Annotated in this window: 15 protein-coding genes; 11 read left to right on the top strand and 4 right to left on the bottom strand. The window is 55.5% G+C overall.

Annotated elements, in window-relative coordinates; genetic code table 11:
* Nucleotides 1-615 precede the first annotated feature (615 nt).
* The gene (locus FLT43_RS06005) at nucleotides 616-1,533 is read right to left on the bottom strand and encodes a transposase (protein ID WP_087442566.1); all 918 of its coding nucleotides are present in this window, start codon (nucleotides 1,531-1,533) and stop codon (nucleotides 616-618) included.
* Between the two features lie 599 nt (nucleotides 1,534-2,132).
* On the opposite strand from FLT43_RS06005, the gene FLT43_RS06000 reads away from it, so the two are divergent.
* Nucleotides 2,133-3,386 (top strand): aspartate kinase, encoded by a 1,254-nt coding sequence (locus FLT43_RS06000; RefSeq protein WP_087442567.1) that lies wholly within the window; start codon nucleotides 2,133-2,135, stop codon nucleotides 3,384-3,386.
* A 94-nt stretch (nucleotides 3,387-3,480) separates the two neighbouring features.
* Here FLT43_RS06000 and FLT43_RS05995 read toward each other — a convergent pair whose 3' ends face one another.
* From FLT43_RS05995 to comA, 3 genes are all read right to left on the bottom strand, one after another.
* A complete protein-coding gene (locus FLT43_RS05995; RefSeq protein ID WP_087442568.1) occupies nucleotides 3,481-3,942 on the bottom strand; it encodes a DUF441 domain-containing protein in 462 nt (153 codons plus the stop codon).
* 140 nt (nucleotides 3,943-4,082) lie between these two features.
* Nucleotides 4,083-4,805, bottom strand: a complete 723-nt coding sequence (locus FLT43_RS05990) for a 2-phosphosulfolactate phosphatase (protein ID WP_087442569.1) — start codon at nucleotides 4,803-4,805, stop codon at nucleotides 4,083-4,085.
* A 59-nt stretch (nucleotides 4,806-4,864) separates the two neighbouring features.
* The gene (comA, locus tag FLT43_RS05985) at nucleotides 4,865-5,680 is read right to left on the bottom strand and encodes a phosphosulfolactate synthase (protein ID WP_087442570.1); all 816 of its coding nucleotides are present in this window, start codon (nucleotides 5,678-5,680) and stop codon (nucleotides 4,865-4,867) included.
* Between the two features lie 266 nt (nucleotides 5,681-5,946).
* Between comA and FLT43_RS05980 the strand changes: the two genes are divergently transcribed.
* The 10 genes from FLT43_RS05980 to accB all read left to right on the top strand — a co-directional run bounded on the left by FLT43_RS05980 (nucleotide 5,947) and on the right by accB (nucleotide 12,778).
* Nucleotides 5,947-6,216, top strand: a complete 270-nt coding sequence (locus tag FLT43_RS05980) for a YqhV family protein (RefSeq protein WP_174818139.1) — start codon at nucleotides 5,947-5,949, stop codon at nucleotides 6,214-6,216.
* Between the two features lie 120 nt (nucleotides 6,217-6,336).
* A complete protein-coding gene (gene spoIIIAA, locus FLT43_RS05975; protein ID WP_087442571.1) occupies nucleotides 6,337-7,362 on the top strand; it encodes a stage III sporulation protein AA in 1,026 nt (341 codons plus the stop codon).
* On the top strand, nucleotides 7,332-7,856 hold the full coding sequence (spoIIIAB, locus tag FLT43_RS05970; RefSeq protein WP_087442572.1) for a stage III sporulation protein SpoIIIAB: 525 nt from the start codon (nucleotides 7,332-7,334) through the stop codon (nucleotides 7,854-7,856). The genes spoIIIAA and spoIIIAB overlap by 31 nt, the downstream gene beginning before the upstream one ends.
* Nucleotides 7,857-7,867: 11 nt before the next feature.
* Nucleotides 7,868-8,071 carry a stage III sporulation protein AC gene (gene spoIIIAC, locus FLT43_RS05965; RefSeq protein WP_006676747.1) on the top strand — a complete coding sequence of 68 codons (204 nt, stop codon included), beginning with the start codon at nucleotides 7,868-7,870 and terminating at the stop codon, nucleotides 8,069-8,071.
* A gap of 51 nt (nucleotides 8,072-8,122) precedes the next feature.
* Nucleotides 8,123-8,512 (top strand): stage III sporulation protein AD, encoded by a 390-nt coding sequence (spoIIIAD, locus tag FLT43_RS05960; RefSeq protein ID WP_087442573.1) that lies wholly within the window; start codon nucleotides 8,123-8,125, stop codon nucleotides 8,510-8,512.
* A gap of 12 nt (nucleotides 8,513-8,524) precedes the next feature.
* On the top strand, nucleotides 8,525-9,772 hold the full coding sequence (spoIIIAE, locus tag FLT43_RS05955) for a stage III sporulation protein AE (RefSeq protein WP_087442574.1): 1,248 nt from the start codon (nucleotides 8,525-8,527) through the stop codon (nucleotides 9,770-9,772).
* A gap of 27 nt (nucleotides 9,773-9,799) precedes the next feature.
* The gene (gene spoIIIAF, locus FLT43_RS05950; RefSeq protein ID WP_087442575.1) at nucleotides 9,800-10,600 is read left to right on the top strand and encodes a stage III sporulation protein AF; all 801 of its coding nucleotides are present in this window, start codon (nucleotides 9,800-9,802) and stop codon (nucleotides 10,598-10,600) included.
* 110 nt (nucleotides 10,601-10,710) lie between these two features.
* Nucleotides 10,711-11,370, top strand: a complete 660-nt coding sequence (gene spoIIIAG / locus FLT43_RS05945) for a stage III sporulation protein AG (protein WP_087442576.1) — start codon at nucleotides 10,711-10,713, stop codon at nucleotides 11,368-11,370.
* Nucleotides 11,371-11,419: 49 nt separating this feature from the next.
* Nucleotides 11,420-12,136 (top strand): SpoIIIAH-like family protein, encoded by a 717-nt coding sequence (locus tag FLT43_RS05940; RefSeq protein ID WP_087442577.1) that lies wholly within the window; start codon nucleotides 11,420-11,422, stop codon nucleotides 12,134-12,136.
* Between the two features lie 153 nt (nucleotides 12,137-12,289).
* Nucleotides 12,290-12,778 (top strand): acetyl-CoA carboxylase biotin carboxyl carrier protein, encoded by a 489-nt coding sequence (gene accB, locus FLT43_RS05935; protein ID WP_087442578.1) that lies wholly within the window; start codon nucleotides 12,290-12,292, stop codon nucleotides 12,776-12,778.
* Nucleotides 12,779-12,793: the final 15 nt, after the last annotated feature.

Below are 12,793 nucleotides of genomic sequence, written 5' to 3'. Positions count from 1 at the left end.
GGGGATACGGATGTCTTAAATCTCTTAAACTGTTACACATCCGCGAATCTATGTAGATAAGTATGCTCGACCTCTTATGAACAGTATCCCCGTAACTCAGGAAGTCAAGCGTGTAGGATCTGGCTATCAAGACCGTTTACGCTAACATAACCATTCATTCTACCTGCATAGAATCATAAATACGCTCTGGCATTACCGTTAACTATTTGTCTGAGATAACCAGAAACACCGTGAGATATGACCTTTAATATGCCTGAGATGACGAATAACGATGTTCAGATTGCGAGACCAGGATCTCTATATCTTTACCTTATGCATAATATCCCCTTTGCTCAGGGTTCTCTTTCGCGAGGAGTGCCAACACCAATATCCTCTCATCCCTCATTTCGGTAGCACTCATTCCATTATCCATCATTCATTATCCATCATTCCGTTATCCCGGTGACTCAGGAAAGCTTTACTCTGGAGCACGATAATGTTGTGATCAGCAAAAAAACGACCCAATCAAAAAATGGAACTTTTTGATGTGGGATTCTCAACGAAAAATTACTAAGAACAGAGGGACTGATCAGTCCAGCAGGCATAGATTTTTCCCGAATTCCTGCATCAATTCTTTTAGGCAGCCGTAAGCAAGTGAACGGAAGTTTTAGAGGAGGATACCCTCCATAAATAACGGCGTCTTGCCCCGTTGTTGGCAAAGCATATCGCCGCCAAGGGTTCCCATCCTGCTGTCTGGCGGGCGGCGGCATTTTCACGATAACAAAATTCGTCCAAATAATACTGCAAATACTTGCCGCTAATTCCGCGGAACGTCTCGGATAACCAACGCTGCGCACGCCGGAACACACCATACAGAGGACTATTTTGCTTAACCCGAAATCGTTGGCGGATGATAGAGATCATGGACTCCGGCGCAGAGACATGTTCTGCAATAAAATGATCGCGGCCGCAAGGAAGCAACAGCTTGCCGGATATATGCCGCCGGTTAATCTGCTTCATTTTATATTGACGTTCTTCCCCGTTCGAATCCAAAGAGACTGACACGATAATCGGTTGCTCCCGCGGACCCAGCTCGACATTGGGATATTGGCGCGGGCCATTAAAGGCAATAAAGCCAAACACACGATGATCAAGCCGTTCTTCTTCATCGGCACAACTAATCGCTATCCGAATCTTATGCAGCATCGCCCATGCTGTTTTATAGGTAATCTTAAGCACAGAGCTCAGCCTAACCGCATTAATTCCTTCATCAGGATGAGAGACAAGCCAAATCGCTGCGATCCATTTCCGCAAAGAGGTCCGGCTTCCTTCCAGAATTGTGCCGGCCGTCAGAGACGTCTGGTGCTTGCAGTCGCTGCATTCATACAGAGGAACCCGCCTTGTTCGGATTATATAGGCGCGGGCATGCCGGCAGTTCGGGCAGCGAAAGCCATGAGGCCATCTCGACGCAAACAGAGCAGGAATGCATGATTCTTCTGTAGGGAATAGATTCATTAACTCCTCCAACGTGCCGACGTTCGACCAGCCATTCATCCCAGCAGCCTCCTTTTAAATGCAAACAAATGTTCTCATTTTGATTATACCAAACATATGTTTCCATATCAAGCATGAAAGTGGGATGATATTCCCTAAAAAAGTCCATTGAAACCGTAACCTGGTTGTGGCATGTCCGACTCATTAATAAGGAAGCGATTTGTTGAAGATTGTAGGACCTGAGCGCTTGGGAGACTCGGTATATGGATGTAGAAGGTTACCTAACGAATGGGAGGCTTGTCATAAGGTTATACGGGGTTACCTGAATGTACGGGAGACTCGCTATGAGGATGCGCGAACTTACCTGAATATTTGGGAGGTTTAGCATAAGGATAAGCGAGTTTACCTGAGTGTCTGGGAGAATCATTGGATGGGTACAGAAGGAGTACAAAATGAGTAGAGAAAGGTCCTGAGCGATGGGGACGATATTCAAAGGTCATGAGCACAGTATCTTCTATTTTGCCCAATCCGAACGAATTCCGATGAAGGGTGTCAGGACGTCCGTGATTTTTGTATTTTTTTCTTCCATCCACCCAAAAACGTGCTATAATATGCAATTAATGATTGATACAGTCCATTTAGGGTGGGAGTGAGTCAGCGTGGCACTATACGTTATGAAGTTCGGAGGCAGCTCCGTCGGTACGGTCGAACGGATGAAGCAGGTTGCCGAACGGATCGTACAGAAAAAATTAGAAGGCCACCAATGTGTTGTCGTTGTGTCTGCGATGGGCGATACGACGGATGATTTGATTGATCAAGCGAAAAGTATAAACGATCAACTGCCGGCACGTGAGATGGATATGCTGCTGACAACGGGCGAGCAGATCTCGGTGTCCCTGTTATCGATGGCCATCCAGAAGCTGGGCCATGCGTCCATGTCGATGACCGGCTGGCAGGCGGGCTTCCGGACCGATGCCACGCATGGGAAGGCGCGTATTATGGACATCGTTCCGGAGCGCGTGCATGCGGCGCTGCAAGCGGGGAACATTGTTATCGTCGCCGGCTTCCAAGGCATGACCGAGGATGGAGAGATTACAACCCTCGGCCGCGGCGGATCCGACACGACGGCGGTCGCGCTGGCTGCGGCGATTGAAGCCGATGTGTGTGAAATCTATACGGATGTCGACGGAATCTATTCTACCGATCCGAGAATCGTGCGCCGTGCGCGCAAGCTGAAGGAGATCTCATACGATGAAATGCTGGAGCTGGCCAATCTTGGCGCGGCGGTTCTTCACCCCCGGGCTGTAGAATATGCGAAGCATAACAAGGTCTGTCTCGTCGTGCGATCAAGCTTCAATTACAATGAAGGGACCTATGTGAAGGAGGAAGCGAAGATGGAGCAAGGGGTGGTCGTTAGCGGCATCGCCTATGACAAAAATGTGGCGCGCATTAGTGTTCTGGGCGTAGCCGATCTTCCGGGGGTGCTCGCCCGCATGTTCGGCGCGCTCGCCGATGCGCAGATCGATGTAGATATCATCGTTCAGAGCGGGGTAACGAACGGGGAAGCCGATTTCTCGTTCACGACCGCGCTGCATGACCGGGATCGCGCTGTTCAGGTACTGGAGAACATCCGGAGTGAAGTTCCTTACCGCGAAGTGACCTCTGAAGCGGATCTGGTCAAAATCTCGATCGTCGGCGCGGGCATGGTCAGCCACCCTGGTGTCGCGGCGCAAATGTTCCGTGTCATCTCGGAGACAGGCGTTAGCATTAAAATGGTAAGCACCTCCGAGATCAAAGTGTCCTGCGTCGTGTTGAACTCCAAGCTGAATGATATTATTGCTGCACTTCACACTTCATACGGGCTTGATGCGGTAGAGGAAGCGTTCGTCGGCGGTCCGAAAGACCGCAGATAAATCGCAGATAAATATAGGAAGCTGTGCACAAGATAAGCCGGTCCGCGAGGGCCGGCTTGTTGTCATGCCTCAAATAAGAGGCGGGGAGAAGCGGCTAGAACTTATCAATAATCCACCGGCTAATAGTCAAGAGCAAGGCTGTGATTCCGGCCGCCATCAGCGGACCCACAGGCACGCCCCGCAATAGAATGATCCCGATAAGAGACCCGGCAACGAGGCCAACGATCATCTGAGGATCTGTTTTCAGCAGCTCCAGGCCTCTGCCGTTCATGGATGTGGCGATAGCGCCGCCGGCCAACGCGATAATTCCCGGCCAAGATGTCAGTGTGCTCCATAGATGTTCGGACGTAATCCGCTCGGCGGCGAAGGGAACAAGTACGGCTATCGTCAGGAACAGCAGCCCCAATTCCAGTCCTCTCCGCTCGATGGCAGGCAGATACCGTTCCAGATGTACGAGCTTGACGATAAGCAGGATGCATGCAGCCGTCGTAATGATCGGAGAACGGCTGACCAGTCCGACAACAATGAGTACAACCAGTACCAACTCGCCATTCATGATTATTGCTCCTCGACAAGAAAGTTTGTCCGTCCAATTGATCAAAAGGGGACGTATTGAACATCCTCTATTTACTGTATGAACAAGCCCTCTCCGTTTAGAACAATGATCATACCTTATCATCCATGAACTGCCGCGTCCTATGGCGCAAACGGAAGCATCATCTGCTGAACCCATACCGGTACGACCGACACCGTATCGATGCCGGCACAGAATTCAACATCCTTGGCGTAGCCCAGCTTGGCAAGGCGCATGCCGCCGGAGCAGGCGAGCAGCGCAGCCGGAATCTCTCCTGCATGGTGTTGATAGGCGCTGATAAGAATGCTTCCGAGATCATTCGTACGCATCTCCTGTTCCGGGCAGCCAAGCCGGAACAGCTCGGCAACGATGAGACCGGCGCATAGAGCGTCCTCGAAGGCGAACTCATCTTGCGTGCCGGCGCATAATAGCGCAATGTCTTTGCGCAATTGGTAGGCGGTGCGCGCGCATTCCGACGCGTTAAGGAAGGCGCCGGCCAATATGACATCGGCTTTCGACGCTTTGTGAATGGCCCGTGTCCCGTTCGACGTCGTCAACACGACACGCCTCCCGTATACGCTCTCGCCCATATATTCGAACGGAGAATTGCCGGCATCGAATCCCGGTATTTTTTTGCAATTACGCTCGCCTCCCGTTATGTCCCCGTCACGGGCAGCTTGCTTGGCCTGCTGGACCGTTTCGACCGGCAGGATGCCTGCTGCCCCGTGCGCCAGCGCGGTAATGATGGTGCTCGTGGCCCGAAGCACATCGATGACGATGACCGTCCGGTTAGCCAGTTCAATCGCTCTTGCTTCATTGACGCTAGCTATGACATCGACTTGCATAGGTGCTCCCCCCTCCCTCTCTCTCGAATTCGCACTGGCGATGCCGTTAGATTGCGGCTCTACTTCACCGTATCCAGCAAATGACCCATCGTATCCGAACGAAGTCCCCGCCGAAGCGCCTCGCAAGCGATAATATCATCCGGCGCGATATTGCCCAGATTGGCTTGCGGACCGAGCGTTCGGAGAATGGCGGTCTGCTGAGCCTTGCGCGGAGCCTCCCACATGAGCCGCTGCGGGGAGTGGACCGCTTCGGCAATCAGCGACACCATCTCCGTATCGCAGATCCCCCGCTCGTCAAATACGCCTACACCTGCTCCCGATTCTCTGCCTTCAAGCGTCATCCATTCGGCGCCATGCGCAATATCTTCATTGAACGCTTCCAAAACATCATCCCAAATGAAGGTGGAGCCGGCCGCTTTCTTTCCATATTCGGAGCAGACGAAGAACCCTTCCTCGCGGGCGCGTTGGATCAGGTCATTGCGCTTCTGCCGCGGCAGCGCGATCGTCCCGTCAGATACTTCGATTCCAGTGAAGCCCATTTCTTTCATCATATGAAAAAATGGTTCGACCATGCCTTTGGCGACGGCGTATTCGAGAAATGTCCCCCCTGGCATAACCGTAACGCCATACTGCCGCGCTGTGTCCAGCTTCCATGACAACAGCGGGGCCGGCGTAACCGCAGCCGTGCCGAAGCCCAGCTTAATGATATCGATATGCTCATGAGCTGAAGAGAGCAGATCGGTAAATGCGTTCGCTCCCAAGCCTTTGTCCATTACCATCGTCAATCCGGTTGTTCTCGGCTTGTGGGTTCGTACTCCGCTCGGATCTACCATGGCGCGAGGCCATAGTTCGATTTGAGGTTCAGAAAGACTCATCACATAATCCCCTTCATGTCCCCAGATTAGTCGAATCATGCAAGCAATATATGCGCCCGCCTGCTGACAGGTGCCTACCCGGGCGGGAAGTGGGGGCAAGGGAGAAGATGGGATGTTCGAAAGGACGAGCATGAACGGGACGGTTGTACGCATACAATGGTCAATATACGGAAAAGGACAGGCACACGTGTTGAGCCTGCGGGTGTCAAATGCCGAAGAATAGGATCCGCTCAACCGTTACCGTTGCAGCGAAAGGAGGTGCCAAGTTGTCCGTCGATAAATTTGTAGCCAGTATGTCAGGGCTCCGTATCATATCGGGCTGCCTGGAAATCACTGCGGCTCTGATTATGCTCAAGCTGAATGAGCCGGAGAAGGCGCTGGCCGTTAATTCTATGCTTGCGCTAGTCGGTCCGCTCGTTCTCATCGCGACGACGACCATCGGTCTCATCGGCATCGCAGACAAGCTGAACTGGAGCAAGATCGCCTGGATTGCGGTCGGGGTATCTTGTCTGCTAATTGGCATTTTGAAAAAGTAGGAACCGGGTATTCGAGGCGCCGGGCCCGGCGAGGGCATAAAAAGCGGCGCGGCGCCATACATATAGGGATACAAGCCAAGGTTGTCCGGCTGTCGAATGATGACACGGGAGGGAATGCCAATGGAAGCGCTAAGCTGGTCGGCGGTGCTGCCGCCGATGCTCAAGTCAATTCTGATGCGGCTGCCCGCCGGCACATATCGGGAGCTGGAGGAGATTCGCATCCGCGTAGGACGTCCGCTCGAAATCGGCGTCATGGGCGACTTCCAGCTCGTGACGGAGCGTGGGGAGCGGACGGACAATCCGGATGCCGCCTACCGCCCAAGCCGGGAGGATGGGCATCAGCTTCTCGATCTGATAACGAATCATTCGTTGTACACGATGGAGGAAGAATTGCGCCGCGGATTCGTCACGATTCCCGGCGGACACCGGATTGGCCTCGCCGGACGCACGGTGCTCACACAAGGCCGGGTAAGCCATCTGCGGGAGATTACCGGCTTCAATCTGCGGATTGCGCGCGAGGTGCACGGCATCGCGGCGCCGGTCATGCCGATGCTGCTTGATTTCAAGCATGCGCATGTTCATCATACGCTGATCGTGTCGCCTCCGCAGCAGGGCAAGACGACACTGCTGCGCGACCTTGTGCGGGCGATCAGCAGCGGATTATGGCATCATCCCGAAGCGAGGTGGAAGGCGCTCAAGGTAGGCGTCGTCGACGAGCGGTCCGAGATTGCCGGCTGCATCAAGGGCGTGCCGAGCTATGATCTCGGCTATCGGACCGACGTGATGGACGGGTGCCCCAAGGCGGAAGGGATGATGATGTTCATCCGTTCGATGTCGCCCGACGTGCTGGCTGTTGACGAGATGGGACGGGAGGAAGATGTGCTGGCGATGAGAGAGGCGATGCATGCCGGCATCCGCCTCATATCGACCGCGCATGCCGAGGATATGGACGATCTGCTGCGACGCCCCGGCCTTCGGCAGCTGCTCGAGGAAGGGACTTTCCGCCGAATTGTCACGCTCCGCCGGACCAAAAGGGAATGGCAGCGCAAAATATACGACGAGAAAGGCAGAGTGCTGCAGAAGCCCGTGCTGCCGATGGAGGGGAGGCAGGCGGAATGGTCAAGCTGCTCGGATCGGCCATCTTGATCGCCGCAGCAGCCAGCATCGGCTGGCTCAAGTCCGCTTCCTTCGCAGCGCGGCCGAAGCAACTCCGCCTGCTCAACCATACGCTTCAGCGGCTCGAGACGGCCATCGTGTACGGCTACACGCCGCTTGCTGCGGCGTTCGCCGAGATTAGCCGTCAGCTTCCGCATCCGCTGCGCGCCGTCTTCGCCGATGCGGCGCAGGCGATGGACGCCGCGGATGCGGTCCCGCTCACTGCCCGCGAAGCGTGGCAGTTGTCCTGGGAACGCCATCGCGGGAATACGGCGCTGGCGAACGAAGACCTGCGCATTCTGCTCGAATTGGGCTACAGCCTCGGCATCAGCGATCGCGACGATCAGCGCAAGCATATCCGCCATGCGATCAAGCAGCTGGAGCAGGAAGAATTCGTGGCCCGGGAGGAATACCAGCGGTATGGCACGATGTGCCGGAGTCTCGGCGTTTTGAGCGGCTTGTTGGCCGTTATCTTGATGTATTGAGGTGCCAGTAAATGAATGTGGATGTCAGCGCCATTTTCCAAATCGCCGGGATCGGCATTATCGTGGCCATGATACATACGGTGCTCAAGCAAATGGGCAAAGAGGACATGGCGCATTGGGTGACGGTCATCGGCTTCGTCGTTGTCCTGTTCATGGTCGTCCGTCTGCTGGATCATCTCTTTCAAGAGATCCGGACCATCTTTTTGTTCCAATGAGTGAAATTGACAAGCGCGGCGCGGCCGCATTTTCCGGGTAGGTGTATTTCCGTGGAAATCATCCAGGTGGTCGGTCTCGGATTGATTGCCGCCATCCTTGTGCTGGTGGTCAAGGAACAGAAGCCGATGTTCGCCTTTCTGATCTCGGCCGTGACCGGAGTTATTATTTTTATTTATCTTATCGGCAAAATCGAGATCGTCATTCATGTGCTGGAGGATCTGGCGGATCGATCCGGGATTCAGCCGGTCTATCTGAAGACGATTCTCAAGATTATCGGAATCGCCTATATTGCCGAATTCGGCGCACAGGTGGTGCGGGACGCCGGTCAGGAAGGCATCGCCTCGAAGATCGAGCTGGCGGGCAAGGTGCTCATCATGGTGCTGGCGGTTCCGATCATTAGCGTCATTATCGAGACCGTAATGAGATTGCTTCCAACATAAGGTGGAGAGGGAATGAATCGATTACGACGGATAGACAAGCCGCCGCTGAAGAGGTTGCGTATCTGGATCTCGGCTCTGCTGTGCTTCCTGTTCGCCTTCATCGGGTCCGGGTACGCGTCTCCCGATTCCCCTCGGGGGGACGCGGGGAATACTCGTGTGAAGGCGGTAACTGAACAGTGGGGCCGCGAGCAGGCGGACAAGCTGGATACGGGGGATGTCGAGCGCTATTGGAACGAACTGCTGGGCAAATACAGCGGTTTTTTTCCGAGAGACTCGCTGCCCGACTTTGCCGATCTGCTGCTGCCCGGGGGAGAGAAGCTCACAACCGGGACGGTGCTGCAAGCGCTCGGCAAGTTCCTTATACAGGAAGTGATCCTGAACGGCAAGCTGATCCTGACCATCGTTATTCTGGCCGTATTCAGCATGGTGCTAGAGACGCTGCAATCGGCGTTCGAACGGAATGCCGTCAGTAAGATCGCGTATGCCGTCTCTTATATGGTCATCATTATTTTGGCCATCAACAGCTTCCATGTGGCGATCGGCTATGCGAAGGAAGCGATATCGGGCATGATTCATTTCATGATGGCGATGGTGCCGCTTCTGTTCACGCTGCTTGCTTCGATGGGCAATCTCGTTACTGTCTCGGTCATGCACCCGCTCATCGTCTTCATGGTGCATCTCATCGGAACGCTAATCTATACCGGCGTCTTTCCGCTGCTGTTCTTCTCCACCCTGCTGCACATTGTTAGCGCCTTGTCGGAGAAGTACAAAGTAACGCAACTCGCCAATCTGCTGCGCACGATCAGCATCGGCATGCTGGGCGTCCTGCTGACCGTCTTCCTGGGCGTCATCTCCGTGCAGGGGGCGACGAGCTCGGTTACCGACGGCGTGACGGTCCGGACAGCGAAGTATATTACCGGCAACTTCGTGCCTGTCGTCGGACGCGTCTTCTCGGATGCCGCCGATACGGTCATTTCCGCTTCACTGCTTGTCAAGAACGCGGTCGGCTTGGCCGGGGTGGTCATCCTGCTGTTCATCTGCGCGTTCCCGGCGCTGAAAATCGTGACGCTCGCGCTCATCTACAACGTCTCCTCCGCCATCATGCAGCCGCTTGGCGATACGCCGGCAGCCGAGTGCCTCAAGACGGTAGGCAAAAGCATGATCTACGTCTTCGCGGCGCTCGCGGCCGTCGGCCTGATGTTCTTCCTGGCTATTACGATACTGCTGACGGCAGGCAATGTCGCGGTCATGATGAGGTAGGCCGGGGAAGAGAAGGGAGGCAGGAGTATGCAATGGTTCAGTCAATGGCTCAAAGAGATTATCATGGTCATTTTGCTGGCCGCCTTCATCGACCTGCTGCTGCCGAACCGATCGATGCAGCGCTATGTCAAGCTGATGCTCAGCCTCATAATTTTGCTCACGCTGCTGTCCCCGGTGCTCCGTCTCTTCGACTCTAATGTGACGGCGGAGCTCGCCCGCGAATGGGATTCACTGCTGAGCACTTCGTCCGCCAAGAGTCCCGAAGGGAGGACGCTGGAGCAGATCCGCCGTGAAGGGGAACGGCTGGCGCACGCACGCGAGCAGGAGGCGCTCCGATTAGCCGGTGCGCAGATCGAAGCGAGCATGAAGGAGCAGATCAACCGGGCGCTGCTCCAGGCAGGCGCTGCCGGCTCCAGCGGGGGAACGGCCGTTCAGGTCGCGGCCGTGCACGTGACGCTGGCGCAGGACGCCGGGCGGGGCCAGCCGGCGATTGAGCGGATCGCGCTCACCTTGGAGGAAGCCCCAGCGACCGGGCAGGCGGCAGCCCCGGGCTCCGGTGGCCCGCCCGAGCCGAACCCGGTTGCGGCCATCGAGCCGGTCCGGATCGAACCAATAGAGGCCGGCTCGATGGCCGGCAGCCCGCCGCCGGGAACGCCGGAGAGAGCGCCGGAGGAAGCGTCAGCCTCTGGCACGGGCAGCAGCGAGCTCCTGGGCCTGGAGGCGGCTGCCGTTGGGGCGCTGACCTCCGCCTGGCTCGTGAAGCCCGAGCAGATTGCGGTGTCCTGGTCGCCGGAACGTGCCCTCCCGGCAGGCGCCTTCAAAAGATAGCCGCCGCAAAAAAAATGCGGACAAACCGTCATAAAATCGCCAGCCCCGCGTATAGGTGAAAATAGGACAAGTGAGAGCAGGTCCATACTACGCAAAGGCGGTCGATAGCGTTGGCGAAATGGTTGCAGCAGATTGAACAGTGGATCGGCAAGGGCTCGAACGGTTCCACACGCATCAAAGCGTTCCGCTGGCTGCTTCTTCTCGGCTTGACCGGCGCGGCGCTCCTCTTGTACGGCACGTTTCAGTCCGGGGGTGGCGGATGGCCGAAGGGCACAAGCAATGTGAGCCGGGAACCGCCGGCGGTAGGCGTTTTTGACGGCACGGAACAGAGCGCGTCCAGCACACCGGCTGCGCCGGGCTCATTTGAGTCGGTGGAGATGACATTCGAAGCCCGGGTCAAGTCCATTTTGGAGGAAATTGTAGGGGTGGGACAAGTCGATGTGTTGGTCACGATTGACTCGACGGAAGAAATTGTTGTCCAGCGCAACTTCAAGGACAATCAGCAGCTGACGGACGAGTCCGATGCGAACGGGGGCAAGCGGCATACTACGCAGCATACCCGGGATGGCGAGATCGTGATGTATGAGTCTACCGGCGGCAAGACGCCGATCGTGACCAAGCGCATCAAGCCGAAGGTTCGCGGCGTTGTCGTCGTCGCCAAAGGAGCGGAGAACGCCGTTGTCAAGTCGCTCATCGTCGATGCGGTCGAGAAAGGGCTGAATGTGCCGGCCTATCGAATCTCTGTCGTGCCGCGCAAAATCGCCGAGTAGCAAATCAACCTGCATAATGCATGAATCGTGAAGGAGGAGAAAAAGGACGATGAATACGAAAAGACAAACGATATGGCTGGTATCGATGCTCAGCTTGATGGTGGTGCTGTCCGCTTATTATCTGTTCACGGAGGATACGCCCAAAGCCCCTGAAATGGCGGCCGAGCAGCAGCACCTGAAGGGCGATGCGACTGAAGCGACCCAGCTTCCGCAAGTGGAAGTGACCGAGGTGTCCGTAGGGGAGGACGCGCAGGCCAAGGCGGCAGAGAACGGAATGGCCGCTCCGGAGCAAGGAGCCGATCCTGCGGTCAACGTCGAGGGCGGACAGCCAGAACAGGGTGTGGCGGCGCCAGATGCGACTCCGGAGGACAAAGAGCAGGCGATGCTGGATCAAGTCGTGGCTGAAGGCGTCATGAAGCGAAGCACGATCGAGCAGAAGCAGATGGAGCGCAACGAGCATTACCAGCAGGAGCTGGAAAAGCTGATGGGCATGATCAACGATGACAAGACGACGGGCGACAAGCTGGCGCAAGCCTATGAAGATATGAATCAACTGGAAGAGCGGGAGGTCAAAATCTCCAATCTGGAAAGCGAGCTTCAGAAAGATTACAACAGCGCGGTCATTACGCAGAATGACGACCGGTTCACCGTCGTCGTGCAGAGCAACAAGATGGAAGTGACCGAAGCGGTGGACATCATCTCGAAAATGATGAAAGAGCTGAACATTACGCAGGACAAGGTAAGCGTGCAGTATGTCTCGGAATAATGCGGAGTTGCCGCGGAGTTGTCGGAACTGGCCCGGTTAAAAACTGGGCTCTTTCCATTTGAGGCGATTATGATATAATACATACGTCGTAGATTGTCCGCCTGATAACATAATCTACTTGCTCATACATATCGTCTCAAGGAGTGATTCACGTTGTTCAAAATTAGCGAAATCAAGGAACTGATCAAGCTCCTGGACCAGACATCCGTGCATGAACTGGAAATAGAGAACGAAGGCTGCCGCATCGCGATCCGGAAGCCCGGCAAGACTGAGGTGTTCAATGTACAGTCGGCCGCGCCGCTTACATATCCAGCGCCTGCGCCAGCAGCGGTCGCTGCCCCTGCAGAGGCGGTCACGGCAGCGGCTGAGACACAGCCGGAGAAGAAGGAAGAGCAGGCGGGCTTGGTCCGCATCGTATCCCCTATGGTCGGCACCTTCTACAGTGCGCCTTCGCCGGAATCACCGCCGTATGTCAAGGCGGGCGACAAGATTAACGAGAAGACGGTTGTGTGCATTCTGGAAGCGATGAAATTGATGAACGAGCTGGAAGCCGAGGTCAAGGGCGAGATTGTCGAGGTGCTAGCAACGAACGGCCAATTGGTCGAATTCGGCCAGCCTTTATTCCTGGTGAAGCCAGAATGACGTATCCCGTCATTC

This window comes from Paenibacillus thiaminolyticus (assembly GCF_007066085.1).
Taxonomy (GTDB): domain Bacteria; phylum Bacillota; class Bacilli; order Paenibacillales; family Paenibacillaceae; genus Paenibacillus_B; species Paenibacillus_B thiaminolyticus.
This window is presented reverse-complemented; position numbering and strand designations above follow the sequence as displayed.

Coding starts and splice junctions, on each gene's coding strand:
- FLT43_RS06005 (WP_087442566.1), bottom strand. CDS start 1,533: ATGAATGGCTGGTCGAACGTCGGCACGTTGGAGGAGTTAATGAATCTA.
- FLT43_RS05995 (WP_087442568.1), bottom strand. CDS start 3,942: ATGAATGGCGAGTTGGTACTGGTTGTACTCATTGTTGTCGGACTGGTC.
- FLT43_RS05940 (WP_087442577.1), top strand. CDS start 11,420: ATGAATACGAAAAGACAAACGATATGGCTGGTATCGATGCTCAGCTTG.
- spoIIIAA (WP_087442571.1), top strand. CDS start 6,337: ATGGAAGCGCTAAGCTGGTCGGCGGTGCTGCCGCCGATGCTCAAGTCA.
- spoIIIAE (WP_087442574.1), top strand. CDS start 8,525: ATGAATCGATTACGACGGATAGACAAGCCGCCGCTGAAGAGGTTGCGT.
- FLT43_RS05990 (WP_087442569.1), bottom strand. CDS start 4,805: ATGCAAGTCGATGTCATAGCTAGCGTCAATGAAGCAAGAGCGATTGAA.
- spoIIIAC (WP_006676747.1), top strand. CDS start 7,868: ATGAATGTGGATGTCAGCGCCATTTTCCAAATCGCCGGGATCGGCATT.
- spoIIIAB (WP_087442572.1), top strand. CDS start 7,332: ATGGTCAAGCTGCTCGGATCGGCCATCTTGATCGCCGCAGCAGCCAGC.
- spoIIIAF (WP_087442575.1), top strand. CDS start 9,800: ATGCAATGGTTCAGTCAATGGCTCAAAGAGATTATCATGGTCATTTTG.
- comA (WP_087442570.1), bottom strand. CDS start 5,680: ATGAGTCTTTCTGAACCTCAAATCGAACTATGGCCTCGCGCCATGGTA.